This is a genomic window from Rhizobium sp. BK491, assembly GCF_014194925.1.
Classification (GTDB): domain Bacteria; phylum Pseudomonadota; class Alphaproteobacteria; order Rhizobiales; family Rhizobiaceae; genus Rhizobium.
Genome location: NZ_JACIAR010000001.1, coordinates 724225 through 750005, shown reverse-complemented (window position 1 = coordinate 750005; position 25781 = coordinate 724225). Strand labels below are relative to the sequence as shown.

Sequence of the window (25781 nt, the reverse complement as noted above, 5' to 3'; positions counted from 1 at the left end):
GGCTCTTATGCTGATCTGGCTTGCCGAACTGTCGGACCATATTCATTTTTTCAGTACCCACTTCAGATTCCTCAATCTGTTCAGATACATCACGTTTCGTACCGGCGGTGCCCTGTTCACGTCAGCGTTGATCGTTTTTCTCTTCGGGCCGCGAATCATTTCCTCCCTGCGCGTGCGTCAGGGTAAGGGGCAACCGATCCGCGCCGACGGTCCGCAGACGCATTTCAAGAAGGCCGGCACTCCGACGATGGGCGGGCTGATGATTCTGGCCGGCATCGTCGTCTCGTCGCTGCTTTGGGCTGATCTTGCCAACGTTTATGTCGTTGCCACCCTGCTCGTGACGCTCGGTTTCGGCGCGATCGGCTTTTATGACGACTATCTCAAGGTGACCAAGCAGAGCGACAAGGGCTTTTCCGGCCGCGCGCGCCTCGGTATCGAATTCGTAATTGCCGCGATCGCCGTATATTTCATGATGACGACGGCACTGTCCTCCGGTCCGGCCGGCTCTACCTTCGGCTCGTCGGTCGCCTTCCCCTTCTTCAAGAGCCTGTTGCTCAATCTTGGCATGTTCTTCGTGTTTTTCGGTGCCTTCGTCATCGTTGCCGCCGGCAATGCCGTCAATCTGACCGATGGTCTCGACGGGCTTGCTATCGTGCCCGTCATGATCGCAGCCGCGTCCTTCGGCGTCATCTCCTATCTCGCCGGCAACTTCGTCTTTGCCGATTACCTGGCGATCAATTTCGTGCCCGGAACGGGTGAGTTGGCCGTAGTCCTTGGTGCCGTCATCGGCGCCGGCCTCGGTTTCCTCTGGTTCAATGCGCCGCCGGCGGCCATCTTCATGGGCGATACCGGCTCGCTGGCACTCGGCGGCATGATCGGCTCGGTCGCCGTCGCCACCAAGCACGAGATTGTTATGGCGATCATCGGCGGTCTCTTCGTGCTCGAGGCTCTTTCCGTCATCATCCAGGTCGGTTTCTTCAAGATGACGAAACGCCGCGTCTTCCTGATGGCGCCCATCCACCACCACTTCGAAAAGAAGGGCTGGACGGAAAGCCAGGTCGTCGTGCGTTTCTGGATCGTTGCCGTCATCCTGGCGATGATCGGCCTCTCCACCCTGAAGCTGCGGTGAGGCGTCGATGATTCCTATCTCCACGCTGAACGGAAAGAAGGTCGCTCTCTTCGGCCTCGGCGGCTCCGGCTTTGCCACGGCGCGCGCTCTCGTTGCAGGCGGCGCCGATGTCACGGCCTGGGACGATAATCCGGACAGCGTGGCGAAGGCGGCTGCCGAAGGGATAGCGGTCGCCGATCTGAGAACGATTGACTGGAACGGCCTGTCGGTCTTCGTTTTGTCGCCCGGCGTGCCGCTGACGCATCCAAAGCCACACTGGACCGTCGATCTCGCTCATGCAGCCGGCGCCGAGATCGTAGGCGACGTGGAGCTTTTCGTCAGGGAGCGGCGGGCGCATGCGCCGGATTGCCCTTTCATCGCCATCACCGGGACGAATGGCAAATCGACGACGACTGCGCTGATCGCTCATATCCTGCAATCAAGCGGCCGCGACACACAGCTCGGCGGCAATATCGGTACGGCGGTGCTGACGCTCGATCCGCCGAAGGCCGGACGTTTCTACGTTGTTGAATGCTCCTCCTATCAGATCGATCTGGCGCCGACGCTCGATCCTTCGGCGGGCATTCTCTTGAACCTGACACCCGATCATCTCGATCGGCATGGCACGATGCAGCATTATGCCGACATCAAAGAGCGGCTTGTCGCGGGCAGCGACGTCGCCGTCGTCGGTGTCGATGACAGCCATTCCTCCCTGATCGCCGACCGCATCGAGCGAGCCGGCGGCAAGGTCACACGAATTTCGCGCCGGCACGCATTGGCGGATGGCCTCTATGCTGAAGGTAGCCGCATCCTGCGGGCATCGAATGGTGCGGCAAGCGAGATCGCCGATCTCGACGGTATTCAAACGCTGCGCGGCGGCCATAATGCACAGAATGTGGCGGCGGCAATTGCCGCTTGCCTCTCTGTCGGCGTTTCCGCGGAGGAAATTCGTGCTGGTCTGAAATCCTTCCCAGGACTCAAGCATCGCATGCAACCCGTTGGAAAGCGCGGGCGCGTCGTCTTCGTCAACGATTCCAAGGCGACCAATGCGGATGCGGCCGCGCCTGCGCTTTCGAGCTATGAGAATATCTACTGGATCGCCGGCGGCCTGCCGAAGGAGGGTGGCATCACCAGTCTGGCGCCGCTCTTCCCGCGTATCGCCAAGGCCTATCTGATCGGTGAAGCGGCGCCCGCCTTTGCGGCGACGCTCGGCGATCAGGTGCCTTATGAAATTTCCGGCACACTGGAACGCGCTGTGGCACATGCTGCCGCGGACGCTGACAGGGATGAGCACGAGTCTGCGGCGGTGATGCTGTCACCGGCCTGCGCAAGCTTCGATCAGTATAAGAATTTCGAGGTCAGGGGCGACGCCTTCGTCAGCCATGTCGCTGCTATCGATGGCGTCACCATGCTGATCGGTTCAGCAACTGGAGGCAAATGATATGGTAAGCCGCGTTGAACGTGGGGCCTTGGCCGAATGGTTCTGGACCATCGACCGCGTGTTTCTCGCCCTTTTCATCCTCTTGATCGGCATCGGCTTCATGCTGTCCTTCGCGGCTTCGCCGGCGGTGGCGGAGCGCATCGGGCTTGAGCCGTTCCACTTCGTCAAGCGCCACGCCTTGTTTCTCGTCCCGGCGATCGCGGCGATGATCGGCATTTCCTTCATGACGCCCAGACAGGTGCGACGAACGGCAGTCATTCTGCTGATCGTGTCACTGGCGATGATGCTTTTTGCGCTCTTCTTCGGCATCGAGGTCAAGGGCTCGCGGCGCTGGGTCAATATCGCCGCCTTGTCGATCCAGCCTTCGGAATTCATGAAGCCGGCTTTCGTCGTCGTCTGCGCCTGGCTGTTTTCCGAACATGCGCGCCAGCCGGAGATTCCCGGCAATCTCTTCGCCATCATTCTTTTCGGCATCGTCGTCGCCTTGCTCGTCGCCCAGCCCGACCTTGGCCAGACCATCTTGACGACCGCCGTCTGGGGCGGCATGTTCTTCATGGCCGGCATGCCTTGGCTGTGGATCATCGTGCTCGGCGGTCTTGGCGCGGGCGGTTTCGTCACCGCTTATTATGTGTTCGATCACGTCGCGCAGCGCGTGAACAAGTTCCTGACCGGCGAGGGCGATACGTTTCAGGTTGACACCGCCAAGGAAGCGATTGTCCATGGCACCTGGTTCGGTGTCGGCCCGGGCGAGGGCACCGTCAAGCGCATCATTCCGGACGCCCACACCGACTTCATCTTTTCGGTCGCGGCTGAGGAGTTCGGCGCCATCTTCTGCATGGTGCTCGTGCTGATCTTCGCCTTCCTCGTGCTGCGCGGCCTGTCGCATGCCTACAAGGAGAAGAACGATTTCAACCGTTTTGCCGTCGCCGGCCTGGTACTGCAGATCGGCATCCAGTCGATCATCAACATCGGCGTGAACCTGCAGCTTCTGCCGGCCAAAGGCATGACGCTGCCGCTGATTTCTTACGGCGGTTCGTCGATGACCGCGATCTGCGTGACGGCGGGCTTCATTCTGGCGCTGACGCGTCATAGGCCGGAAAAGCGTGCGCAGGATCGGACAATGTTCCGCGTAACGCACGGTTTGCCGGCGGAGTGATCGTCTTGGGACTGCCGGCCATCTGCTCCTCATATCTCCTGCCTGCTCTTGATTCTCCGGTCGCTTTTCCCGGGGCGCCGGTCTATGAGGGGGGCTTGGCCCGCGCCGATGACGCGGTCGGGGCGACTTCCTATATTAGGGAGATGCCCCGAGTAGTGGGGTATTCGCGGGAGCGAAAATTATGAGTAAAGGCATTGTCCTTCTTGCCGCCGGCGGTACCGGCGGCCACGTATTTCCGGCCGAAGCGCTGGCCTATAAGCTGAAAGAGCGCGGCTATTCCGTGCACCTCGTCACCGACAGCCGTGCCGAACGCTATGCCGGCAAATTCCCGGCCGACGAGATCCATGTCGTGCCCTCGGCAACGATCGGTTCGAAGAACCCCGTTAAGGTCGCGCAAGCCCTCTGGACGCTGTGGACCGGCATGCGCGCAGCGCGCAGGCTGATCCAGCGCATCAAGCCCGTCTGCGTCGTCGGCTTCGGTGGCTATCCGACGGTTCCGCCGCTTCTCGCGGCGACGCGTATGGGCGTACCATCCATGCTGCATGAACAGAATGCGGTCATGGGCCGCGCCAACAAGATGCTGGCGACGCGCGTGCGTGCGATTGCCGGCGGCTTCCTCACGGAAAACGGCGCGTTTGCCGAGAAGACGGTGACCACGGGCAATCCCGTGCGTCCGGCCGTCATCGAGGCGGCCAAGCGTCCGTATGTGCCATCTGGTCCAGAAGATCCGTTTAACCTCGTCGTGTTCGGCGGCAGCCAGGGCGCACAATATTTCTCCAAGGCCGTGCCGACAGCTATCAGCCTGCTTGAGGAGCCGCTGCGCAAGCGCCTGCGGATCACGCAGCAGGTGCGCCCTGAGGATATGGAGACGGTCAATAGCTGCACGAGAAAGCTTGAGATGGGCGCCGATGTCGCGCCGTTCTTCAACGACATGGCGGAGCGCATCGGTGCTGCGCATCTGGTTCTCTGCCGCTCCGGCGCCTCCACGGTTTCGGAGCTTGCCGTCATCGGGCGCCCGGCGATCCTGGTTCCCTATCCGCATGCGCTCGATCACGACCAGGCAGCCAATGCGGCTGCACTCGCGGCAACCGGCGGCGTCAAGGTCATCGCGCAGTCGGAACTGACGCCGGAGAAACTTTCCACCATCCTGCGCGGTGCCATGACCATGCCGGAAAAGCTTGCAAAGATGGCGGCATCAGCCAAGCAGGCGGGCAAACCGGATGCGGCAAACTTGCTTGCCGACATGGTTGAGGCTATTGCCGCGGGACGTTCAATTCAGCAATTCAAGGGGGCAGGCGCATGAAGCTGCCGAAGGCAATCGGCCTTGTGCATTTTATCGGTATTGGTGGCATCGGAATGAGCGGTATCGCCGAGGTTCTGCATAACCTCGGCCATCGCGTACAGGGTTCCGATCAAACGGAAAGCGCCAACGTGCAGCGTCTGCGCGATAAGGGCATTCCGGTCCATATCGGCCACAAGGCTGAGAACCTCGGCGATGCCGAAGTCGTCGTTGTCTCCACGGCCATCAAGAAGAGCAATCCCGAGCTCGTGGCCGCGCGGGAAAAGCTGCTGCCGGTCGTGCGCCGTGCCGAAATGCTCGCGGAGCTGATGCGCTTCCGCAACGCCATCGCCATCGGTGGCACGCATGGCAAGACCACGACGACGTCGCTGGTGGCGACGCTTTTGGAGGCCGGTGGTCTTGATCCTACAGTCATTAACGGCGGCATCATCAATGCCTACGGCACCAATGCGCGCATGGGCGAGGGTGAGTGGATGGTGGTCGAGGCCGATGAATCGGACGGCACCTTCCTGAAGCTGCCGGCCGATGTCGCTGTCGTCACCAATATCGATCCCGAACATCTTGACCATTACGGCAATTTCGATGCTGTCCGTGCCGCCTTCCGGCAGTTCGTCGAGAACGTACCGTTCTACGGTTTCGGCGTCATGTGTATCGACCATCCGGAAGTGCAGTCGCTTGTGGGGCGCATCGAGGACCGCAAGGTGATCACCTATGGCGAGAACCCGCAGGCCGACGTGCGCTTCTCGAATGTACGGATCGATGGTACGCGTTCGCTGTTCGATATCGAAATTCGCAGGCGCCGCACCGGCAAGGTGATCCAGATCAAGGATCTCGTCATGCCGATGCCGGGCCGCCACAATATTTCCAATGCGACGGCTGCCGTTGCTGTTGCTAACCGGCTGGGGATTCCCAGCGAAGCGATCGCCAAGGGGCTCGCATCCTTCGGTGGCGTCAAGCGCCGCTTCACGCTGACCGGCGAATGGAACGGGGTCAAGGTCTTCGATGACTACGGCCATCACCCCGTCGAAATCAAGGCGGTATTGAAGGCGGCGCGCGAAGCCTGCAAGGGCCGCATCATCGCCGTCCACCAGCCGCATCGCTATACGCGCCTTTCGAGCCTCTTCGAGGAATTTGCAGCCTGCTTCAACGATGCCGACAGCATCTTCCTGGCGCCTGTCTATGCCGCTGGCGAAGAGCCGATCGAGGGCGTGGATTCGCAAACGCTGGTTTCGCGTATCAAAGCCAGCGGTCATCGCGATGCACGCTTTCTGCAATCACAGGAAGATCTTGCCGCCATGGTTGCAGAGATTGCGCAGCCAGGGGATTTTGTGGTTCTGTTGGGGGCTGGTAGCATCACGTATTGGGCAGCATCATTGCCAAAGGAATTGGAAGGCCTCTCGGGTAAGTCCGCATGAAACAAGTAGATGGGGAAAAGCTTCTGACGTCGCTTGGCGACGGTGTAAAGGACATCAGGGGACGGCTGACGCCGGACGCTCCGATGGATCGCGTGACGTGGTTCCGTGCCGGCGGGTTGGCTGAACTGATGTTCCAGCCGCATGATACGGACGATCTCGTTGCGTTCCTGAAGATCTTGCCGGAAGACGTGCCGCTGACTGTCGTTGGCGTGGGTTCGAACATATTGGTGCGTGACGGCGGCATTCCGGGTGTCGTCCTCAGGCTTTCGGCCAAGGGCTTCGGCTCGGTCGAGCTGGCCGGCGAGAACCGCATTCTGGCCGGTGCGATCTGCCCGGACAAGCACGTCGCAGCCATGGCGATGGATAACAGCATCGGTGGTTTCCATTTCTATTACGGTATTCCCGGGAGCATCGGTGGTGCTGCACGGATGAATGCAGGCGCCAATGGTGCCGAAACCCGTGAGCGCGTCATCGAAGTGCACGCGGTCGACCGCAAGGGCAACAAGCATGTCCTGACCAATGCCGAGATGGGTTATAGCTACCGCCATTCCGATGCGTCTGAGGATCTGATCTTTACCCATGTCCTCTTCGAGGGATATCCGGAGGATCGCGCCAAGATCCGCACCGAGATGGATGCCGTGCGGGCTCATCGCGAAACGGTGCAGCCGATCCGCGAGAAGACCGGTGGCTCAACCTTCAAGAATCCGGATGGTTTCTCCGCCTGGAAGCTGATCGACGAGGCGGGCTGCCGTGGCCTGGTCATCGGTGGTGCGCAGATGTCGTCGCTGCATTGCAACTTCATGATCAACATGGAGCAGGCGACGGGCTACGATCTGGAATATCTCGGCGAGCAGGTGCGCCGCGAGGTTTTTGAAAAATCCGGCATCAAGCTGGAGTGGGAAATCAAGCGCCTCGGAAACTTCATGCCGGGTCGGGAGGTCCGCCCGTTCCAGGGTGTGACTACCGAGTAGGTCCCGACTGCAATTGGTGCCGTCTTTATAAAATGATTCAGCAAAAAGGCCGGGTTTTCACCCGGCCTTTTCAATTGGTTATACCTGTTTTCTCAGACTTCATCATTGCCCGAGAGCAGGATGCCGATCAGGGAGAGCACTGCTGCGCCGGCGAGGTAGTAGCCGACATAGACAAGGCCGTAATTGGTCGCGAGCGATGTGGCAATGTAGGGTGCCAGGGACGCACCGACGATCCCGCCGAGATTGAAGGTCATCGAAGCGCCTGTATAGCGCACCGTGGTCGGGAAGGGTGCCGCCAGCGCCGCACCGATGGGGCCATAGGTAAAGCCCATCAGGGCAAGACCGATGATCGAGCAGGCGAAGGCACCGGCAAGGCCAGCCGTCAGCAGCGACGAGTAGAACAGGCCGAAGATGAGGATGCCGATCGTCGTCAGGATGAGGACGAGGCGGCGGGAATAGCGGTCGGACAAGAGACCAGAGACCGGGATCATCAGGCCAAAGAAGACGACGCCGACGAGCTGAACGACCAGGAACTGGCCCTGCGAGTAGCCGAGGCCGGCTGGAAGCGGACCGTTGCCCGGTGGGCGGGTGCCCCAGCTCAGGGTGAATGCCGTCATCAGATAAAACAGCACGAAGGTCGCCACCGCGATGATGGTGCCGAGGATCAGGCTGCGGAAGTGCGAACGGAAGATGACCGCGATCGGAACGGAAACGCGCTCTTCCTTCTCGATGGCACGCTGGAACTCCGGTGTTTCGGTGATCTTCAGGCGGACATAAAGACCGACTGCTACCAACACGATGCTAATCAGGAAGGGAACGCGCCAGCCATAGTTGAGGAAGTCCGCATCGGCCATGGTTTCCCGCAGGATGAGGAAAAGGCCGGCCGACAGAATGAAGCCGATCGGGGCGCCGAGTTGCGGGAACATGGCGTACCAGCTGCGCTTGCCCTCCGGTGCGTTTTCCGTCGCAAGCAAGACGGCGCCGCCCCATTCGCCGCCGAGGCCAAGGCCCTGGCCGAGGCGGCAAAGCGCCAGCAGAATCGGTGCGAGAACACCAATCGACTCGTAGGTCGGCAGCATGCCGATCACGACGGTCGAGAGGCCCATGGTCATCAGAGCCGCGACCAGTGTCGCCTTGCGGCCGATTCGGTCGCCGAAGTGGCCGAAGATCATCGCGCCGATCGGGCGCGCGAAGAAGGCGATGGAAAAGGTCGCGAAGGACTGCAGGGTGGCGGACGTCGGGTCGCTTGCCGGGAAAAACAGCTTCGGGAAGACGATAACCGCCGCCGTTGCATAAACATAGAAATCGAAAAATTCGATCGTTGTGCCGATGAGGCTCGCGATCAGAACACGTGCCGGGGAATTCGCAACAGCATTGTTCGATGACGAGGGGGTCGGCGATAAAGGAGATATCGCGTCAGTCATGTTCCCACCATTTCAGAGGATGCTAAGGCGCGCTTAGCGGATAAAAATTGTCCTTAGCGTAATTTTTGTTCAACGCAAACGTTAACTGCGCAAGAAATCAGCGGTTGCGTGCTATTATTTTGACGTAATTGTTGATTCGTGAGCAATCAGTCGGGCGTTTGTTATTGGAGAGGCGTGCTCCGGCTAGTCCTTACCGGAATCTTTTCACCAATGGCCGATTCTCGCTTGGATTGCGGGCTGAGGAGAAGGGTTTCATGCAGAAAAAACTCATCGCTGAGTTTCTTGGGACGTTTTGGCTCGTTTTCGGCGGCTGCGGTAGTGCGATCTTCGCAGCAGCCTTTCCGAGCCTCGGTATTGGTTTTCTAGGCGTTGCCTTTGCGTTCGGTCTGACTGTGCTGACCATGGCTTTTGCCGTCGGCGGCATATCAGGAGGGCACTTCAATCCGGCCGTTTCCGTCGGCCTGACGGTGGCGGGCCGCTTTCCCGGCGGGCAGCTCGTTCCCTATATTATAGCGCAGGTCATCGGCGCCATTGTCGCGGCGGCCGTGCTCTATCTGATCGCAAGCGGCAAGGCCGATTTCCAGCTCGGTGGCTTTGCGGCGAACGGCTATGGGGAACATTCTCCCGGCGGCTATTCCATGGTGTCGGCATTGGTTGCCGAGATCGTGCTGACGCTGTTCTTCCTGGTCGTGATTCTGGGTTCGACGAGCAGCAAGGTGCCGGCCGGCTTCGCGCCGATCGCCATCGGCTTGGCGCTGACGCTAATCCATCTGATCTCGATTCCGATCACCAATACGTCGGTCAATCCGGCCCGCTCGACGGGGCAGGCCATATTCGTCGGCGGTTGGGCTCTGCAGCAGCTTTGGCTGTTTTGGGTCGCGCCCATCGTCGGCGGAGCGTTGGGCGGACTCGTCTGGAAGCTGGTCGACGACAGCGAGTGATTTCAGCCTCATTTAAAAGCCTTGAGCCCCGCATCGATCCCTCGATGCGGGGCTCATTGTTTAAAAAAATCTAAATGTAGCGATTTCAAAAGTAGCAACTCCATGATTCCAATGGCAGAATTCTTTAAGTCGGTTTGATTCGAACCATTCGGCCATCGCCAGGACGGCGGAAAGTTAACGAAAGTAAACGCTTCATTAACCTTAATGTCGTTCTAATCGACCTATTGAAAGCGGGGCGAGAATCGCGGTTAGGCGAGGCCCTGCAAACGCAAAGTTAGAGACCGTGGAGTCGGGGGTATTGATGGGTGGCAAGCATGTGGCTGTCCTTTTGGGCGGATTTTCCTCGGAGAGGCCGGTCAGCCTTTCCTCAGGAAAGGCATGCGCCGATGCCCTTGAAGCGGAAGGCTTTCAGGTTACCCGTGTCGATGTCGATCATGACGTTGCCAGTCGGTTAACTGAGTTGAAGCCAGATGTGGTTTTCAATGCATTGCATGGCCCTTTCGGTGAAGACGGTACCATTCAGGGCATTCTGGAATATCTGCAGATTCCCTATACGCATTCCGGCGTGCTTGCCTCAGCGCTTGCGATGGATAAGTCGCGCGCGAAGACTGTCGCCGCTGCTGCGGGTGTCCCGGTCGCGAGTTCGATCGTCATGGATCGTTTCGCCATTGTTGGCGAACACCCGATGAAGCCGCCCTATGTCGTCAAGCCTGTGCGCGAAGGTTCGAGCTTCGGTGTCGTTATCGTCAAGGAAGATCAGGCGCATCCGCCGCAGATTGTTACTTCTGCCGAATGGCGTTATGGCGATGAGGTTCTGGTCGAGCGTTATATTTACGGGCGCGAACTGACCTGCGGCGTCATGGACGGCAAGGTTCTCGGCGTGACTGAAATCGTGCCGCTCGGCCACAGCTTCTATGATTATGACGCCAAGTATGCCAAGGGTGGGTCAAAACATGTCTTGCCGGCGGAAATTTCACCGAATCTTTACCAAAAGATACAAACATTATCGTTAAGGGCGCATGAAGCTATCGGCTGCCGCGGCGTTAGTCGATCTGACTTCCGTTTTGACGATCGCTTTTCCGAAGAGGGCGAACTTGTCTGGTTGGAGATCAACACCCAGCCCGGCATGACTCCTACCTCCCTGGTGCCTGAAATGGCCGCTCATGCCGGCTACTCTTTTGGTGAATTTCTCCGGTGGATGGTGGAGGACGCGTCGTGTTTGCGCTGACGGTCAAAAATATGAGGCGGTCCCGTCATCGCGTCCCGCTCGCCATCGACGAGGTTGAGGACGCGTTCGTCCTTCCGCGTCCGCTGCGTCGCGCCGTTCGCTTCCTGGTCAGTCTCGGTTCGGGTCGCATTAACATCCCCGCTCACACGGGAACTGTCTCGACCCTCGTTCTCCTCGCGGCGACTGGCCTTTATGGCATGTCCGTTGGCGGTCACACTCAGGCTGTCGCCGAAGCGACGACCTCCGCTGCCGGTTTTGCTATCGAAGATGTGAAGGTCTCCGGCAACGACGAGACCTCCGAAATCGAGATCCTGCAGCTGCTCGGTCTTGATGGTACGACCTCGCTCGTCGCTCTCAATGCCGATGCGGCCCGCCTGAAGATTGCGAATCTGCCGTGGGTTCAGGACGTCGAGGTTCGTAAGGTCTATCCGAAGGCCGTCGAAGTGAAGCTCAAGGAGCGCAAGGCCTATGCCATCTGGCAGCACGGTTCGGAGCTTTCGCTGATCGAGAAGGATGGCAGCGTGATTGCGCCGCTGCGCGACAACAAGTTTGCAAAGCTGCCGCTCTTCGTCGGTCGTGATGCCGAAACCGCAGCCGCCTCCATCGACGACCAGTTTGCGAAGTGGCCCGAAATTCGCAGCCATGTGAAGGCTTTCGTGCGTGTCGCCGGTCGCCGCTGGGATCTCTATCTGGACAACGGCGTGATCATCAAATTGCCGGAAGACGATATCGATGGCGCGCTGGCGCGGCTGACCAAGCTCGACAAGGATCAAAATCTTTTGCAGCGCGATATCGCTGCCGTCGATCTCCGGATCGATGACCGTACCGCCATTGAATTAACTCCGGATGCCGCAGTTCGTCGCCAGGCCGCAGTCGATGCAAGAAACAAGGCTTTGAAGAAAGCAGGTCAGGATACATGAGCTTATTTGGTTCGTCCCATTTCGGCCTGCCTCGGTTGAAGCCGCTCTCTTCGAAGCGGTCGCATATCGTCTCGGTCCTCGACATCGGCTCCACGAAGGTCGTTTGCATGATCGGTCGCCTGACGCCGCGCGAGGAGAGCCAGGTTCTCCCGAACCGCACGCACAATATCGAGATCATCGGTATCGGCCATCAGCGCTCACGCGGCATCAAGACCGGTGTGATCGCCGATCTCGACGCCTTGGAAGGTGTCGTCCGGCTTGCCGTCGATGCCGCCGAGCGCATGGCCGGCCTCACGGTTGACAGCCTGATCGTCAATGTTTCGGCTGGCCGTCTCGGCAGCGATATCTACACCGCGACCATCGATCTCGGCGGTCAGGAAGTCGAAGCCAACGATCTCAAGAAGGTTCTGGCTGCAGCCTGCCAGCAGTCGATCCGCCAGGAGCGCGCCGTGCTGCATTCGCTGGCGACGGGCTATTCCCTTGATGGCGAGCGCGGCATTCGCGATCCGCTGGCCATGTTCGGAGACGCGCTTGGTGTCGACATGCATGTGGTGACGGCCGAGCGTGCGGCGCTTCGCAATCTCGAGCTCTGCATCAACCGCGCGCATCTCTCGGTCGAAGGCATGGTGGCAACACCTTACGCCAGCGGTCTTGCAGCCCTCGTCGACGATGAAGTCGAACTCGGCTGCGCTGCGATCGACATGGGCGGCGGTACGACGACGATCTCGGTCTTCGCCGAGGGTAAGCTGGTGCATACAGACGCCGTCAGCCTTGGCGGCCATCATGTCACCACCGATCTTGCCCGCGGCCTTTCCACCCGCATCGAGGATGCGGAACGGCTGAAGGTCGTTCATGCTTCGGCGCTCGCGAATTCTTCGGAAGAGCGTGAACTGATTTCCATCCCGCCGATCGGCGAAGACGAGCGTGACCAGCCGACACAGGTGCCGAAGGCGCTGGTGTCGCGCATCGTCAAGGCTCGCATCGAGGAAACCCTCGAGCTCATTCGCGATCGCATCCAGCGTTCGGGCTTCAGCCCGATCGTCGGCAAGCGCGTCGTCCTCACGGGCGGCGCGAGCCAGCTGACCGGTTTGCCCGATGTGGCACGCCGTGTTCTTGCCCGCAATGTCCGCATCGGTCGTCCGATGGGCGTGTCTGGTTTGCCGACGGCAGCCAAGGGTCCGGCTTTTTCGACCGCGGTCGGTCTGATGATCTATCCGCAGGTCGCAGACATGGAAACACATGCGCCGAGCAGCGGTCTGCTCTCGTCGTTTGGAGGTAACAACAGCCGGATCGGCCGCGTCGGCCAATGGCTGAAAGAGAGTTTTTGAGTGCCTGATCCCGGAAATCCATTCCGGGGCAAGCGTCAGGCAAGTGAAATCGAGTGAATTGGCCGGCGTGGCGATGCGGCCATAAAGAGAAGGAACGGGTACAATGACTATCAAGCTGCATAAGCCAGATATCACCGAGCTTAAGCCGCGAATCACCGTGTTCGGTGTTGGTGGCGGTGGCGGCAATGCCGTCAACAACATGATCACGGCAGGCTTGCAGGGCGTCGATTTCGTCGTCGCCAACACGGATGCTCAGGCACTGACCATGACGAAGGCGGAGCGGATCATCCAGCTCGGCGTCAATGTCACGGAAGGTCTCGGCGCAGGCTCGCAGCCGGAAGTCGGCCGTGCAGCTGCGGAAGAATGCATCGATGAAATCATCGATCACCTGAACGGCACGCATATGTGCTTCGTCACCGCCGGCATGGGCGGCGGTACGGGCACGGGTGCCGCTCCCGTTGTCGCACAGGCCGCTCGCAACAAGGGCATCCTGACCGTTGGCGTCGTCACCAAGCCGTTCCACTTCGAAGGCGGCCGCCGCATGCGTCTCGCCGAGCAGGGCATCCAGGAACTGCAGAAGTCGGTCGACACGCTGATCGTCATTCCGAACCAGAATCTGTTTCGCATCGCCAACGACAAGACGACTTTCGCCGACGCGTTCTCGATGGCCGACCAAGTTCTCTATTCGGGCGTTGCTTGCATCACCGACCTAATGGTGAAGGAAGGTCTCATCAACCTCGACTTCGCCGACGTCCGTTCGGTCATGCGCGAAATGGGCCGCGCCATGATGGGTACCGGCGAGGCTTCTGGCCAGGGCCGTGCAATGCAGGCTGCTGAAGCTGCGATTGCCAACCCGCTGCTCGACGAAACCTCGATGAAGGGCGCACAGGGCCTGCTGATCTCGATCACGGGCGGTCGTGATCTCACCTTGTTCGAAGTCGACGAAGCCGCAACCCGCATCCGCGAAGAAGTCGATCCCGACGCCAACATCATCCTCGGCGCCACCTTCGACGAATCGCTTGAAGGCATCATCCGCGTTTCTGTCGTCGCAACCGGCATTGATCGCGCGATGAACGAGGCTTCCGACAGGGGCATGGAATTCCGCCCGGCCGCAAAGCCTGCTATGCGTCCTTCCGCGGCCGCCGCTCCGGCAGCGGCCGCAGTTCAGCCTGCCCACGTCTCGCAGGCCCAAACCGCACAGGCCGCCGCTCCGGCTCCTCGTACCGTGGATCCGGTCGCTCAGACCATTCGTGCGGCAGAAGCCGATCTGGAGCGCGAATTGGAATTCCAGATGAGCCGGCAGGCTCAGGCGCCGCAGCAGCCGGTCATGCAGCGGGCCGCAGCGCCGGAAGATAACTTCCGTCCGCAGAGCCGCATCTTCGCAGCCGCTCCGGAGCCTCAGCCGGTCCGTCAGGCCCCGGTTCAGCCACAGCCGCAGGCGCCGGTCATGCATCAGCAGCCGGTCATCCGTCAGGCTCCCGAGCAGGTCCGCATGCCGAAGGTCGAGGATTTCCCGCCGGTCGTTAAGGCTGAAATGGAACATCGTGCCCAGCCGGCCGCCGCCCAGGCGACCGAAGAGCGCGGCCCGATGGGGCTGCTGAAGCGAATCACCAATTCGCTCGGCCGCCGCGAAGAAGATCCGGCTTTCGACGACATGATGGCTTCGACGAACAATGCCGCTCCGCAGCAGCGTCGTGCTCCGTCGCAGGAAGCAAGCCTCTACGCTCCGCGTCGCGGCAATCTTGACGATCATGGCCGCCCGGTCCCGCAGGCGCGCATGGCAAGCCATGAGGACGATCAGCTCGAGATTCCGGCCTTTCTGCGCCGGCAGTCGAACTGACTCGCAACAGGGCAGCCCTTTAATAGGTTGCTAACCATATTGAAGAAATCCGGGGCCGAAAGGCTCCGGATTTTCTTATTTTATAACCATTGTCTTATTTAAAATTATCCAATGAATTCAATTGGCTGCTTTCGTAACAAAACGAAAGAAACAGTGATTTGGAATGCGGTGTCTCGACGCGTATGTAGATATCAAGCAAGCCCGCTGAATCACATTCGGAGACGAATGTATGTGATGTGCGTGGCATAGTTAACAGACTGAACCGGCAATAAAGGGTAAGCGTCCGAAGATGACCGCCCAGCCTGGATCAGACAGACGAAGGCAGAATTACATGGCAATTGGATTGCTTGGTTTTCAGACCACCATTGCAAACCCTGTGACACTTTCCGGTATTGGCGTTCATTCCGGTGCCAATGTGTCGATCACTTTCTATCCCGCCGAAGCCGGTACCGGTGTCGTTTTCCAGCGCATGCACGACAATGGCGATGTGACCGAACTTCGCGCCGTTTCCTCCCAAGTCGGCAATACGGATCTCTGCACGGTTCTCGGTTTTTCCCCGGCGCGCTCCGTCGCGACGGTCGAGCACGTCATGGCTGCGATCTACGCGATCGGCCTCGATAACGTCGTTGTCGAGGTATCCGGCGCGGAGATGCCGATCATGGACGGCAGCTCCTATCCTTTCATCGAGGCGATCGAGCAGGCGGGTATCGTCTCGCTCGGTGTCAAGCGTCGCTACATCCGCGTCATCAAGCCGGTGCGGATTGAAGCTGGCGGTTCCTGGTGCGAGTTCCGTCCCTATGACGGCACGCGCTTCGAAGTTGAGATCGATTTCGAATGCCCGCTGATCGGCCGCCAGAAGTGGCAGGGCGATCTGACGGCCGAAACCTTCAAGAGGGAACTATCGCGCGCCCGTACCTTCGGCTTCATGCGCGATGTCGAACGCCTCTGGGCATCGGGTCATGCGCTGGGTTCGTCGCTCGAAAACTCAGTCGTCATTTCCGATGACAATACTGTTATCAACGTCGAGGGCCTGCGCTACGCCAAGGACGAATTCGTTCGTCACAAGACGCTGGACGCCGTCGGCGATCTGGCGCTGGCTGGCGCACAATTCATCGGCTGCTACCGCTCTTACCGTGGCGGCCATCGCATGAACGCGAATGCCCTGAAGGCATTGCTCAGCGATGCCAGCGCCTATGAGGTCGTCGAAACTTCGGCTCCGCGCCAGCGCGCTCACAGCCGCGAATTCGTGCCGGTCAATGCGCCAGAGTTCGCTCCCTGGTCGGCATAACGCTGCGGAATTTGAATAAGAAAAGCTGCCGCTCCGATAAGGGGCGGCTCTTTTTTTGACAGGCGAATCAGGCGGTTTACCGTTGGCCTTCGCAAGACGGACAGCGTGCGCGGGCCGATATGAGAATTCCCTGTTAAAACAGGCATTAAAGGCTGCGGATATGCGGTCTTTGCCACAAAAATGCGTTAATGCACCATCAATGCGTTGCCCTGATGGTGTTTTTGCGGCTAGAAACGCCAGCGAGAGAGAACGCCGTCTCCGCAACGACGGTTATGGGACAGTCATCCGATGGGTTTTGCAAGGTCTGAACGCATGAATATCACAGCACGGGCTTTGCTCGTATCGTTCCTTCTGGCCGGTACCGGTGCGGTGGTGACAGGGTGTAACACGAAGAAGGATATCGACATCACCAAGCTTGGTGTCGAGACCGATCCGCCGGAGATGCTCTACAATCAGGGCCTTGCCAACATCAAAGCTGGCAACATGACGGAGGCCGGCAAGAAGTTCGATGCCATCAATCAGCAGCAGCCTTTCTCCGAATGGGCGCGCAAGGCATTGGTGATGAGCACCTTCGTGAAATACCGCACAGGCCGGTATGACGACGCGGTGCAGACCGGCAATACCTATCTCAAGCAATATCCCGGCTCGGAAGATGCCGACTACGTGCAATATCTGGTCGGCTCGTCCTATGCCAAGCAGATCGTGGACGTGACGCAGGACCAGCGTGCTGCACAGCAGACGATCGAGGCGATGACCAAGCTCGTCAACACCTATCCAAAGTCGCAATATGTCAGCGACGCTCAGGAAAAGATCCGCTTTGCCAAGGACCAGCTTGCCGGCAAGGAAATGCAGGTCGGCCGTTATTATCTGGAGCGCAAGGATTATCTGGCTGCTATTTCCCGCTTCCGTGTGGTGGTGGAGCAGTATCCGACGACGAACCAGATCGAAGAAGCGCTGGCGCGACTCGTCGAAGCCTATTATGCAATGGGTATTGTTCCGGAAGCCCAGACAGCCGCCGCGGTTCTCGGTCACAACTATCCGGACAGCCGCTGGTATAAGGATTCCTATCAGCTGCTGCAGAAGGGCGGCGTTGAGCCGAGCGAAAATTCGGGCTCCTGGATTTCCAGGGCGGGCAAGAAACTTCTTCTTGGGACGTGAGATTGAGCGCAGATGCTGATCCAGCTTTCGATCCGCGATATCGTTTTGATCGAGCGGCTGGATCTTGCCTTCGAGTCCGGGCTTTCGGTTTTGACCGGCGAGACGGGTGCGGGCAAATCCATCCTGCTTGACAGCCTGTCGCTGGCCCTGGGCGGGCGTGGCGATGGCGGGCTGGTGCGCCATGGCGAAGAGCGCGGCCAGGTCACCGCTGTATTCGATGTCGGCACGCAGCATCCGGCCCGCAAGCTCCTGCGCGAAAACGGCATCGATGATGACGGCGATCTGATTTTCCGCCGCGTTCAATCCGCCGATGGCCGCACCAAAGCCTTTGTCAACGATCAGGCCCTCAGCGTTCAGCTCATGCGCCAGATCGGGCAGCTTCTCGTCGAAATTCATGGTCAGCACGATGACCGTGCGCTCGTCGACACGGATGCGCACCGCATCTTGCTCGATGCTTTCGCTGGCCTCGCTGATGAGGCACAGGAGGTCGGCAGGCTTTACAAGATCTGGCGCGATACCGATCGCACGTTGAGGAAGCACAGAGAGCAGGTGGAGCGGGCTGCCCGCGAGGCCGACTATCTTCGCGCCTCTGTCGAGGAGCTGGGGAAGCTCTCGCCGCAAGATGGCGAGGAGGACGAGCTTGCCGAGACGCGCTCGCGGATGATGAAGGCCGAGCGCATCGCTGGAGATATCGCCGAGGCTTCGGAATTTCTCAACGGCAATGCATCGCCCGTGCCGCATATCGCCTCGCTGGTGCGCCGGCTGGAGCGCAAGAGCCATGAGGCGCCGGGCCTGCTGGAAGATACCGTCGCATTGCTGGACGCCGCTCTCGATCAGCTTTCCAACGCGCAGATGGAGGTCGAAGCCGCGCTGCGTAAGACGGAATACGATCCGCGCGAGCTTGAGCGGGTTGAAGAGCGTCTCTTCGCGTTGCGGGGCGCCTCGCGTAAATACTCTGTGCCGGTAACGGAATTGCCGGCCCTGGCCGCGCGCATGATTTCGGATCTCGCCGATCTCGATGCCGGCGAAGAGCGGCTGGCGCGTCTTGCTGCCGAGCTTTCCGCTGCCAAGGCGGATTATGACGTTGCAGCGCGCAGCCTGTCGGAGAAGCGCCGCCACGCAGGCGAGGCGCTTGCCGCGGCCGTCATGGCCGAATTGCCGGCCCTGAAGCTCGAGCGTGCGCGTTTCATGGTGGAGATATCAAGTGATCCCGAAGCCGGAACGGCCGATGGCATCGATGTCGTCGAATTCCACGTTCAGACCAACCCCGGTACGCGTCCAGGCCCGATCACCAAGGTTGCTTCCGGAGGCGAGCTGTCGCGCTTTCTCTTGGCATTGAAGGTTGCGCTCGCCGATCGCGGCTCGGCGCCGACCCTCGTATTCGATGAAATTGACACCGGCGTCGGCGGTGCGGTAGCGGATGCGATCGGCCAGCGGCTAAAGCGTCTGTCCGATCGCGTGCAGGTGCTGTCGGTCACTCATGCACCGCAGGTCGCCGCTCGCGCCGCAACGCATCTCCTGATTTCCAAGGGGCCGGTCGCGGACGGCTCGGAAAAGATTTCAACGCGCGTCGCCACCATGGAGCCGAAGGACCGCACCGAGGAAATCGCCCGCATGCTCGCGGGCGCTTCTGTGACCGAAGAGGCGAGAGCGGCCGCCAAACGCTTGCTGGCCGGCAACGGCTGATCTCGCGGCTGTCCATGGAGCAGATATCGGCGACGATCTGCCACGGACATCTCGCTGGGTCTTTCGGCAGTCCCGCGTCACATATCCTTCATCGTCTCCGGCTAGGCAGGCTAGAATCCGGAGACCGTCAATGCACTCGACCGCACAGCCAAATCGCCCCAAAATCGCGGAAACCGTTATCCACCCGACGGCGAATATAAGAGATTCGCGCGTCGGCATGTGCTGCGAGATTTTGGAAGACACGTCTCTGCACACGGTCGAACTTGGGGATTTCTCCTATCTCGGGCCGCGCTGCATCGTCGGTGATTCAACGATTGGAAAATTCTGCGCCATTGCGGCAGAAGTCAGAATCGGCGCCCCCAATCACCCGATGGACCGCCCGTCCATGCATCGCTTCACCTATTGTCCGGAATATTACTCGGCGGACGCCGTACGGGATCATGCGTTTTTCGATCGGCGCAAGCAGGATCGCGCTGTCATTGGCAACGATGTCTGGATCGGTCACGGCGTGATCGTTCTGCCGGGCGTAAAGGTTGGAGACGGTGCCGTGCTTGCAGCAGGCGCTGTCGTCACCAAAGACGTCGAACCCTATACGATTGTCGGCGGTATTCCCGCGAAATTCATTCGAGAGCGCTTCACGCGAAGCATTGCGGAGAGACTTGCGTCTATCGCCTGGTGGAATTGGCCGTTCGAAACCGTTATGGAGCGGCTTGCTGATTTTCAATCAAGCGACATAGAAGCCTTTTGCGAGCGCTGGTCTTGATCCGCTTCTGCGCGACATGCATCAGAGCCGGCATTTGGGATCGATCATATCCTCCGCGGACCCGCGGGATTTGTGTGCTTTGTTTATTCTCGCCAGAACATAGAAACCATGCTGCCCGTCAGGCAATACGGCGCCAAAGACGCCGACCACTACGTTTTCCATATTTGAACGGGCGCCATCGATGCCATCCGCAACGAGCTGCAGCGGGTTCAAATCCGAGAGGTCATCCGCCGTATGGAAGGTTGCCCACCAACCGGCTCGGGTCTTCAGGTCGGTAAACCGGCCGCTTTCAATCTCCGTCATATGAGCCTTCAAGAGCGCCCTGAAGCGAGGTGTCTCGCACCCCATATGAATGTGAAGCCGATCTTGCGTGCGCCAGCTGGCGGCGTTTATCGCCAGTGCAAAATTCTGTCTCGAAGCCTTCGCTGCACGCGGATCGATTGCCGATAACTCTTTCCACGCTTCCTCAAAGTAGTTCGGCGCTCCTGCGGTCAGAAGGCGAGGGTCCTCGATACCGGGGACGTCGGCGAGGGGCGCAAGAATGGTTCGTTCTTTGTCAGCCGGTTCGCGAAGGACAACGTAGGACGACAGCGGATCCGGCGACTCCACTATCTTGAGGCACGGATATGGCGATCCTGTCAGGGTGGAGTTGATCTCACAAGCTCTAACGACCAGCCCCAAGGCAGAGCGGCTGACGAACGAGCTCATAATCAACACTGCACCGATGAGAGAAATGGAGAGAACGGCAAGACGATACTTCATGCGTGATTTCGAATTTCTGCTGACGATCCGATCATTTCCAGAGGTCTCGCTCTCATAATAACTTATCTTAAATCCCCTGTGATACTCGGGAAAGAGCCGCTGCTCGGGAATTGGAAAGAGAATTCCACCAAGGCTGGCTCGATGCTGATATTTCCCGCACCTGTAACATCAAGAACGGCCGATCATGGCGTAAAGTTGTCGTGAACGCTACCATGACGGTCATTGGCATTCGGTAACTGAAATGCAGATTTTTCCCTTTGTTTTTACGTGCTCCGTGGCGAAAACCGCTTCGCACTTTTTGCGGAAGTGCTCTAAAACATCTCCGAAATCGGGGAGTGTAGATTCATGAGCACCGAACAGAAGCCCGTGGAAGATTTGAGCGAAGAGGAAGCGGCCGCAGCGCTTGCCTATCTGGCTGCAGAGATCGCGCACCATGACGCGCTTTATCATGGCAAGGATGCGCCGGAGATTTCGGATGCCGAGTATGATGCGCTGAAGCGGCGCAATGATGCGATCGAGGCCCGGTTTCCCGCATTGATTCGCGCCGATAGCCCGTCACGCCGGGTCGGTGTCGCACCATCGGAGACCTTTGCACCCGTCGTCCACGCCAGGCCGATGCTCTCGCTCGACAACACCTTCTCGCAAGAAGATGTCGAGGATTTCGTCGCTGGCGTCTATCGCTTTCTCGGTCGCCTGCCTGATAATTCCATCGCCTTTACGGCGGAGCCGAAGATTGACGGTCTTTCCATGTCCATCCGCTACGAGAACGGCCGCATGGTAAGCGCCGCGACGCGCGGCGACGGCACGACAGGCGAGAATGTCACCGCCAATATCAGGACCATCAAGGAAATCCCGCAGACCTTGCCAGCGGGCGCTCCCTCGGTCGTCGAGGTGCGCGGTGAGGTCTATATGGCCAAGAGCGACTTCCTGGCGCTCAACGCGCACATGGAGGCCGAGGGCAAGCAGACCTATGTCAATCCTCGCAATACGGCCGCCGGATCGCTGCGCCAGCTCGACGCGAAAGTGACCGCCAGCCGCAAGCTGAAATTCTTCGCCTATGCCTGGGGCGAGATGTCCGACATGCCGGCGGATACGCAATACGGCATGGTGCAGATCTTCAAATCCTGGGGCTTTCCCGTCAACCCGTTGATGGAGCGCTTGAATTCGGTTGCCGATATTCTTGCGCATTACGATCAGATAGGGCTCCAGCGGCCGGATCTCGATTACGATATCGATGGCGTCGTTTACAAGGTCGACAGCCTGGAACTGCAGGCTCGCCTTGGTTTCCGCTCGCGTTCGCCGCGCTGGGCGACAGCGCATAAATTTCCGGCGGAACAGGCATTCACGCGTTTGGTCGATATCGATATCCAGGTCGGCCGCACCGGCGCTCTGACGCCGGTCGCGCGCCTCGAGCCGATCACCGTCGGCGGTGTCGTGGTGACCAATGCGACGCTTCACAATGCCGACTACATCAAGGGCATCGGCAACAAGGGCGAGCCGATCCGCGATGGCCGCGATATCCGCGTCGGTGACATGGTGATCGTCCAGCGCGCAGGCGATGTCATCCCGCAGATCGTCGATGTCGTGCTGGAAAAGCGGGAAGCCTCGAGCGCGCCCTATGAATTCCCCAAAGTCTGCCCGGTTTGCGGAAGCCACGCGGTGCGCGATATCAATGAGAAGACTGGTAAGGTCGATGCCGTCACACGTTGCACCGGCGGGTTCATCTGCCGGGCGCAGGCGACCGAGCATCTCAAGCATTTCGTTTCGCGCAATGCCTATGACATCGAGGGTCTGGGCTCGAAGCAGATCGATTTCTTCTTCGAGAGCGAGGATCCGGCGCTACAGATAAAGACCGCGCCTGACATCTTCACCCTGGAAAAGCGTCAGCAGACGTCACTGACGAAGCTGGAAAATATCGATGGTTTCGGCAAGGTCAGTGTTGGCAAGCTTTATGCCGCGATCAATGAGCGGCGCCAGATCGCCCTGCATCGCTTCATCTTCGCGCTCGGTATTCGCCATGTCGGCGAGACGACGGCGAAGCTTCTGGCGCGTTCCTACGGCACCTATGCGGCCTTCGAAGCAGGGATGAAGGAAGCAGCCCCCCTTAGCGGTGACGCATGGAACGACCTCAACAATATCGAGGGAATCGGCGAGGTAGTGGCGCGCGCCATCGTCGAATTCTACAAGGAGCCGCGCAATACCGAGGTCATCGCGAAGCTCCTGGAGGAGGTGCAGCCGCAGGAGGCCGAGCAACCGGTGACTTCGGGCAGTCCGGTGGCCGGCAAGACCGTCGTCTTTACCGGTTCTCTGGAAAAATTCACCCGCGACGAGGCCAAGGCGAAGGCTGAAAGCCTGGGCGCCAAGGTTTCCGGCTCGGTGTCGAAGAAAACCGATATCGTCGTGGCGGGGCCGGGCGCCGGCTCGAAGCTGGACAAGGCGCGCGAGTTCAATGTCCAGGTCATGACTGAGGACGAGTGGCTGGATTTGATTGGCTGACGATCGGAGCGGCGGAAATCCAGTCCGCCGCGCCTTGCTTGCTCAGAATCTCAGCCGTGCCATCGTGAATGCATCCACATATTCGCCATTGCGGAAACCGAAGGCACGCAGCCGGCCTTCGGTCTCGAAGCCGAATTTTTCGTAGAGCTTGATCGCCGGCGCGTTGTCGACGTAGACGGTCAGTTCCAGCCGCTTGATTGCCAGCCAGTTGTCCGCGGTATCGATGAGAGCGCCCAATAGCGCGGAGCCGATGCCGCAGCCCGTAAAGTCGTCATGCACGCCCATACCAATACTACCGCTGTGGATCCGGCGGCCCGCAAGGCGGTTCAGGCCGGCATTGCCGACAATCCGCCCGTCAAGCAAGGCGACAAGGCCGGTCGAGTTGGGCGATGACTTCTCCAGCCATTGCCGTGTTTCCTCGACGCTTTGAAAGGGCAGGCGAAGCGTGCCGGCGCGAAAGCCGGGTAGATTGACCATGGCCGCAATTCCTTCCGCGTCGGATGGGTGCGAGGCACGAATCTCGATAGCGCCGATCTTGCCTGATCGTCGTTTGGCGGGTTCTTGCTCCTCGAAAGACATAGGCTCTCCTTGATATTGATGAGGAGAGCAAGGGCTTCAACCCTGCTCGCCTCGGCAGGGTTGAGATGGATCGCGGTCAGCTCAGCGCAACACAGCTTCCACTCGCCCTGCAAAGGGAGAGATGGTGTGAAGGTGCATTACTGTGGTCCGGTTTGCGATCATGGGCGGATGATCCGATTTGGCGCGAAGGTTGTCAATCGTTCCTGGATAAATCCTTCGATTGCCGTGTCTTTGAGGCGCAATTCGATTGCCTCGTCTGCATGCTACTTGACAGGCAACCATTTGGTTGCTTATAAGATCGTAAAAGGCAACCAAATGGTTTCGTATCCGTGGATGATGATGCAGTCTTCAAGGCGTTGGGGGATGCCAGCCGGCGGCAATTGCTCGACAGGCTTCATGAGCGGAACGGGCAGACCCTGAACGCCCTCTGCGAGGATTTGGACATGAGCCGCCAGGCAGTCGCCAAGCATCTTGCGATTCTGGAGGAGGCCAACCTCGTTTCCTCCGAAAAGCATGGACGCGAGAAGCTGCATTTCATCAATGCGGTCCCGATCAACGGCATCGCCGAACGCTGGATCAATAAGTTCGAACAGCGGCATCTGAATACGCTTTCGGCCTTGAAAAAGGCGCTGGAAGGCGAGGGCGGGCAGTGAGCTCAAGAACAGAGGAATTCAAACAAGGAGAAATGGCATGACTGGAAGCAAATTCGTCTACGTCACCTTTATCCGCACCACCCAGGAAAAGCTCTGGTCGGCGCTGACTACGCCCGAATTCGTCAAGCAATACTGGTTCGATATGATCCACGAGACCGAGTGGAAGGTTGGATCGCCGTGGAAAATGCTCTTTCCGGATGGCCGCGTTGCCGACACGGGAGAGATAGCGGAATTGGACCCGCCACGGCGGCTTGCCATCAAATGGCGCAACGAGTGGCGCCCTGACCTGAAAGCTGAAGGCTGGTCGCGCTGCGTGATGGAACTGGAGCCGGCGGACGGCGTCGTCAAGCTCACGGTTACCCATACAATCGAGGTCGAGAACTCGAAGCTGATCGAAGCTGTTTCCGGTGGATGGCCGAAGATCTTGTCCAACCTTAAATCGCTGCTGGAAACCGGCACTGTCGCCATCAGTCAGAAGTGAAATGATGCGTTATCCTGCGTGTTTCTGGACGCCGTTGCTTTGACGGCGTCCCTCCTGGCGACCTGCGGCCTGTTGTTGGCGAGGCGTGGCCGCTCGGAGATGGGGCTCTTCATCTTGCAACGATCGTGAGCCATCTTACCTTAGCCGTGCCGCTCTTGCTCTTGGCGGCTGTTGTTGGAGGATGATCGATGCGTTCACCCAAACTTTCTGCCGCCATTGCCGCGTCTTTTCTGGCTCTGGCGCCCGTTTCCGCTTCCGCCGAAATTGTCGGCAAGGTGGGCGTGGACTGGACGGGCAATGATATTCTGGTCGATGCCGTGCCGGACCCTGAAGTCTCGGGCATCACTTGCCACGTGACCTATTTCGACCGCAGCGTGATCGACCGGCTGCGCAAGGGCAACTGGTTCGAAGACCCCTCCAACAATTCCATCGCCTGCCGTCAGACCGGTCCGATCGAGATCGGCGATATCAACCTGTCCCAGAGCGGTGAGGAGGTATTTCGCGCCGGTCTTTCGCTCATTTGGAAGAAGCTGGTCGTCACCCGCATTTACGACAGGAAGAATGACACGCTCGTCTATCTTATCCATTCGCGGCAGCTGACGGATGGCTCCGCCAAGATGGCGATTTCGACGATCCCCTTGTTCGGGCAGAACGTGAACTGGAAGAACGGCAGGCCGAAATGATGGTATTTCAGTACCGCTAAAATAACGCGCAGAAAGATAATACCAAAAAAAGTCATACTCTTGGGTTGTCGAATTCCTTCTGGTTGCTTTCGGTTTGCACCTTTTTGATGCAATTTCAAAAGCGAACGGGAAGGCGACTCTCGCCTCTGTTCACGGCCTG

Annotated in this window: 22 protein-coding genes; 19 read left to right on the top strand and 3 right to left on the bottom strand. The window is 59.3% G+C overall.

Annotation, left to right across the window (positions count from 1 at the left end; all coding sequences use genetic code 11):
• Positions 1–7 precede the first annotated feature (7 nt).
• The 6 genes from mraY (at position 8) to murB (ending at position 7391) form a co-directional block, all read left to right on the top strand.
• A complete protein-coding gene (gene mraY / locus FHX05_RS03720; protein ID WP_112334486.1) occupies positions 8–1129 on the top strand; it encodes a phospho-N-acetylmuramoyl-pentapeptide-transferase in 1122 nt (373 codons plus the stop codon).
• Between the two features lie 7 nt (positions 1130–1136).
• Complete coding sequence (murD, locus tag FHX05_RS03715; RefSeq protein ID WP_183870701.1) at positions 1137–2549, top strand: UDP-N-acetylmuramoyl-L-alanine--D-glutamate ligase; 1413 nt, start codon at positions 1137–1139, stop codon at positions 2547–2549.
• Position 2550: 1 nt separating this feature from the next.
• On the top strand, positions 2551–3705 hold the full coding sequence (ftsW, locus tag FHX05_RS03710; protein ID WP_015340353.1) for a putative lipid II flippase FtsW: 1155 nt from the start codon (positions 2551–2553) through the stop codon (positions 3703–3705).
• A gap of 181 nt (positions 3706–3886) precedes the next feature.
• A complete protein-coding gene (gene murG, locus FHX05_RS03705) occupies positions 3887–5008 on the top strand; it encodes an undecaprenyldiphospho-muramoylpentapeptide beta-N-acetylglucosaminyltransferase (protein WP_183870700.1) in 1122 nt (373 codons plus the stop codon).
• The gene (gene murC / locus FHX05_RS03700; protein ID WP_183870699.1) at positions 5005–6420 is read left to right on the top strand and encodes a UDP-N-acetylmuramate--L-alanine ligase; all 1416 of its coding nucleotides are present in this window, start codon (positions 5005–5007) and stop codon (positions 6418–6420) included. Before murG ends, murC begins: the two co-directional genes overlap by 4 nt.
• Positions 6417–7391, top strand: coding sequence for a UDP-N-acetylmuramate dehydrogenase (gene murB / locus FHX05_RS03695; protein ID WP_112605236.1), 975 nt, complete (start codon positions 6417–6419; stop codon positions 7389–7391). Before murC ends, murB begins: the two co-directional genes overlap by 4 nt.
• A gap of 92 nt (positions 7392–7483) precedes the next feature.
• Here murB and FHX05_RS03690 read toward each other — a convergent pair whose 3' ends face one another.
• Complete coding sequence (locus FHX05_RS03690) at positions 7484–8815, bottom strand: MFS transporter (RefSeq protein ID WP_112398973.1); 1332 nt, start codon at positions 8813–8815, stop codon at positions 7484–7486.
• Positions 8816–9069: 254 nt separating this feature from the next.
• Here FHX05_RS03690 and aqpZ point away from each other — a divergent pair, with 254 nt between their 5' ends.
• The 9 genes from aqpZ (at position 9070) to FHX05_RS03645 (ending at position 19967) form a co-directional block, all read left to right on the top strand.
• On the top strand, positions 9070–9756 hold the full coding sequence (gene aqpZ, locus FHX05_RS03685; protein ID WP_183870698.1) for an aquaporin Z: 687 nt from the start codon (positions 9070–9072) through the stop codon (positions 9754–9756).
• Between the two features lie 301 nt (positions 9757–10057).
• Entirely contained in the window at positions 10058–10984 is a 927-nt protein-coding gene (locus FHX05_RS03680; protein WP_112411687.1) for a D-alanine--D-alanine ligase, read from the top strand.
• An 11-nt stretch (positions 10985–10995) separates the two neighbouring features.
• Entirely contained in the window at positions 10996–11904 is a 909-nt protein-coding gene (locus tag FHX05_RS03675; protein WP_183709664.1) for a cell division protein FtsQ/DivIB, read from the top strand.
• The gene (gene ftsA, locus FHX05_RS03670; RefSeq protein ID WP_069612528.1) at positions 11901–13232 is read left to right on the top strand and encodes a cell division protein FtsA; all 1332 of its coding nucleotides are present in this window, start codon (positions 11901–11903) and stop codon (positions 13230–13232) included. Before FHX05_RS03675 ends, ftsA begins: the two co-directional genes overlap by 4 nt.
• A 103-nt stretch (positions 13233–13335) precedes the next feature.
• Positions 13336–15072, top strand: a complete 1737-nt coding sequence (ftsZ, locus tag FHX05_RS03665) for a cell division protein FtsZ (protein ID WP_183870697.1) — start codon at positions 13336–13338, stop codon at positions 15070–15072.
• A gap of 331 nt (positions 15073–15403) precedes the next feature.
• Positions 15404–16360, top strand: a complete 957-nt coding sequence (gene lpxC / locus FHX05_RS03660) for a UDP-3-O-acyl-N-acetylglucosamine deacetylase (RefSeq protein WP_183870696.1) — start codon at positions 15404–15406, stop codon at positions 16358–16360.
• A gap of 288 nt (positions 16361–16648) precedes the next feature.
• Entirely contained in the window at positions 16649–17518 is an 870-nt protein-coding gene (locus tag FHX05_RS03655) for an outer membrane protein assembly factor BamD (RefSeq protein WP_183709668.1), read from the top strand.
• 12 nt (positions 17519–17530) lie between these two features.
• The gene (gene recN / locus FHX05_RS03650; protein WP_015340341.1) at positions 17531–19204 is read left to right on the top strand and encodes a DNA repair protein RecN; all 1674 of its coding nucleotides are present in this window, start codon (positions 17531–17533) and stop codon (positions 19202–19204) included.
• 130 nt (positions 19205–19334) lie between these two features.
• On the top strand, positions 19335–19967 hold the full coding sequence (locus FHX05_RS03645) for a DapH/DapD/GlmU-related protein (protein WP_183870695.1): 633 nt from the start codon (positions 19335–19337) through the stop codon (positions 19965–19967).
• 21 nt (positions 19968–19988) lie between these two features.
• On the opposite strand, the gene FHX05_RS03640 is transcribed toward FHX05_RS03645, so the two are convergent.
• The gene (locus FHX05_RS03640) at positions 19989–20729 is read right to left on the bottom strand and encodes a CDP-diacylglycerol diphosphatase (protein WP_183870694.1); all 741 of its coding nucleotides are present in this window, start codon (positions 20727–20729) and stop codon (positions 19989–19991) included.
• A 345-nt stretch (positions 20730–21074) separates the two neighbouring features.
• Between FHX05_RS03640 and ligA the strand changes: the two genes are divergently transcribed.
• Positions 21075–23225: an NAD-dependent DNA ligase LigA gene (gene ligA, locus FHX05_RS03635; protein ID WP_112605251.1), complete on the top strand. Its 2151-nt coding sequence runs from the start codon at positions 21075–21077 to the stop codon at positions 23223–23225.
• Between the two features lie 42 nt (positions 23226–23267).
• On the opposite strand, the gene FHX05_RS03630 is transcribed toward ligA, so the two are convergent.
• On the bottom strand, positions 23268–23804 hold the full coding sequence (locus FHX05_RS03630) for a GNAT family N-acetyltransferase (protein ID WP_112605254.1): 537 nt from the start codon (positions 23802–23804) through the stop codon (positions 23268–23270).
• A 329-nt stretch (positions 23805–24133) separates the two neighbouring features.
• Here FHX05_RS03630 and FHX05_RS03625 point away from each other — a divergent pair, with 329 nt between their 5' ends.
• From FHX05_RS03625 to FHX05_RS03615, 3 genes are all read left to right on the top strand, one after another.
• The gene (locus FHX05_RS03625; RefSeq protein WP_183870693.1) at positions 24134–24457 is read left to right on the top strand and encodes a helix-turn-helix domain-containing protein; all 324 of its coding nucleotides are present in this window, start codon (positions 24134–24136) and stop codon (positions 24455–24457) included.
• A gap of 37 nt (positions 24458–24494) precedes the next feature.
• A complete protein-coding gene (locus FHX05_RS03620) occupies positions 24495–24938 on the top strand; it encodes an SRPBCC family protein (protein ID WP_132716981.1) in 444 nt (147 codons plus the stop codon).
• A gap of 188 nt (positions 24939–25126) precedes the next feature.
• Positions 25127–25621, top strand: coding sequence for a CreA family protein (locus tag FHX05_RS03615; RefSeq protein WP_183870692.1), 495 nt, complete (start codon positions 25127–25129; stop codon positions 25619–25621).
• The last annotated feature ends 160 nt before the right edge of the window (positions 25622–25781 follow it).

Excerpts from the sequence above, each read along its gene's own strand:
- FHX05_RS03675 (WP_183709664.1), top strand. The coding sequence starts at position 10,996 with ATGAGGCGGTCCCGTCATCGCGTCCCGCTCGCCATCGACGAGGTTGAG.
- FHX05_RS03640 (WP_183870694.1), bottom strand. The coding sequence starts at position 20,729 with ATGAAGTATCGTCTTGCCGTTCTCTCCATTTCTCTCATCGGTGCAGTG.
- ftsZ (WP_183870697.1), top strand. The coding sequence starts at position 13,336 with ATGACTATCAAGCTGCATAAGCCAGATATCACCGAGCTTAAGCCGCGA.
- FHX05_RS03655 (WP_183709668.1), top strand. The coding sequence starts at position 16,649 with ATGGGTTTTGCAAGGTCTGAACGCATGAATATCACAGCACGGGCTTTG.
- mraY (WP_112334486.1), top strand. The coding sequence starts at position 8 with ATGCTGATCTGGCTTGCCGAACTGTCGGACCATATTCATTTTTTCAGT.
- murB (WP_112605236.1), top strand. The coding sequence starts at position 6,417 with ATGAAACAAGTAGATGGGGAAAAGCTTCTGACGTCGCTTGGCGACGGT.
- murD (WP_183870701.1), top strand. The coding sequence starts at position 1,137 with ATGATTCCTATCTCCACGCTGAACGGAAAGAAGGTCGCTCTCTTCGGC.
- murG (WP_183870700.1), top strand. The coding sequence starts at position 3,887 with ATGAGTAAAGGCATTGTCCTTCTTGCCGCCGGCGGTACCGGCGGCCAC.
- FHX05_RS03630 (WP_112605254.1), bottom strand. The coding sequence starts at position 23,804 with ATGTCTTTCGAGGAGCAAGAACCCGCCAAACGACGATCAGGCAAGATC.
- ligA (WP_112605251.1), top strand. The coding sequence starts at position 21,075 with ATGAGCACCGAACAGAAGCCCGTGGAAGATTTGAGCGAAGAGGAAGCG.
- ftsW (WP_015340353.1), top strand. The coding sequence starts at position 2,551 with ATGGTAAGCCGCGTTGAACGTGGGGCCTTGGCCGAATGGTTCTGGACC.
- aqpZ (WP_183870698.1), top strand. The coding sequence starts at position 9,070 with ATGCAGAAAAAACTCATCGCTGAGTTTCTTGGGACGTTTTGGCTCGTT.
- lpxC (WP_183870696.1), top strand. The coding sequence starts at position 15,404 with ATGGCAATTGGATTGCTTGGTTTTCAGACCACCATTGCAAACCCTGTG.
- FHX05_RS03615 (WP_183870692.1), top strand. The coding sequence starts at position 25,127 with ATGCGTTCACCCAAACTTTCTGCCGCCATTGCCGCGTCTTTTCTGGCT.
- FHX05_RS03690 (WP_112398973.1), bottom strand. The coding sequence starts at position 8,815 with ATGACTGACGCGATATCTCCTTTATCGCCGACCCCCTCGTCATCGAAC.
- recN (WP_015340341.1), top strand. The coding sequence starts at position 17,531 with ATGCTGATCCAGCTTTCGATCCGCGATATCGTTTTGATCGAGCGGCTG.
- FHX05_RS03680 (WP_112411687.1), top strand. The coding sequence starts at position 10,058 with ATGGGTGGCAAGCATGTGGCTGTCCTTTTGGGCGGATTTTCCTCGGAG.
- murC (WP_183870699.1), top strand. The coding sequence starts at position 5,005 with ATGAAGCTGCCGAAGGCAATCGGCCTTGTGCATTTTATCGGTATTGGT.
- ftsA (WP_069612528.1), top strand. The coding sequence starts at position 11,901 with ATGAGCTTATTTGGTTCGTCCCATTTCGGCCTGCCTCGGTTGAAGCCG.
- FHX05_RS03620 (WP_132716981.1), top strand. The coding sequence starts at position 24,495 with ATGACTGGAAGCAAATTCGTCTACGTCACCTTTATCCGCACCACCCAG.
- FHX05_RS03645 (WP_183870695.1), top strand. The coding sequence starts at position 19,335 with ATGCACTCGACCGCACAGCCAAATCGCCCCAAAATCGCGGAAACCGTT.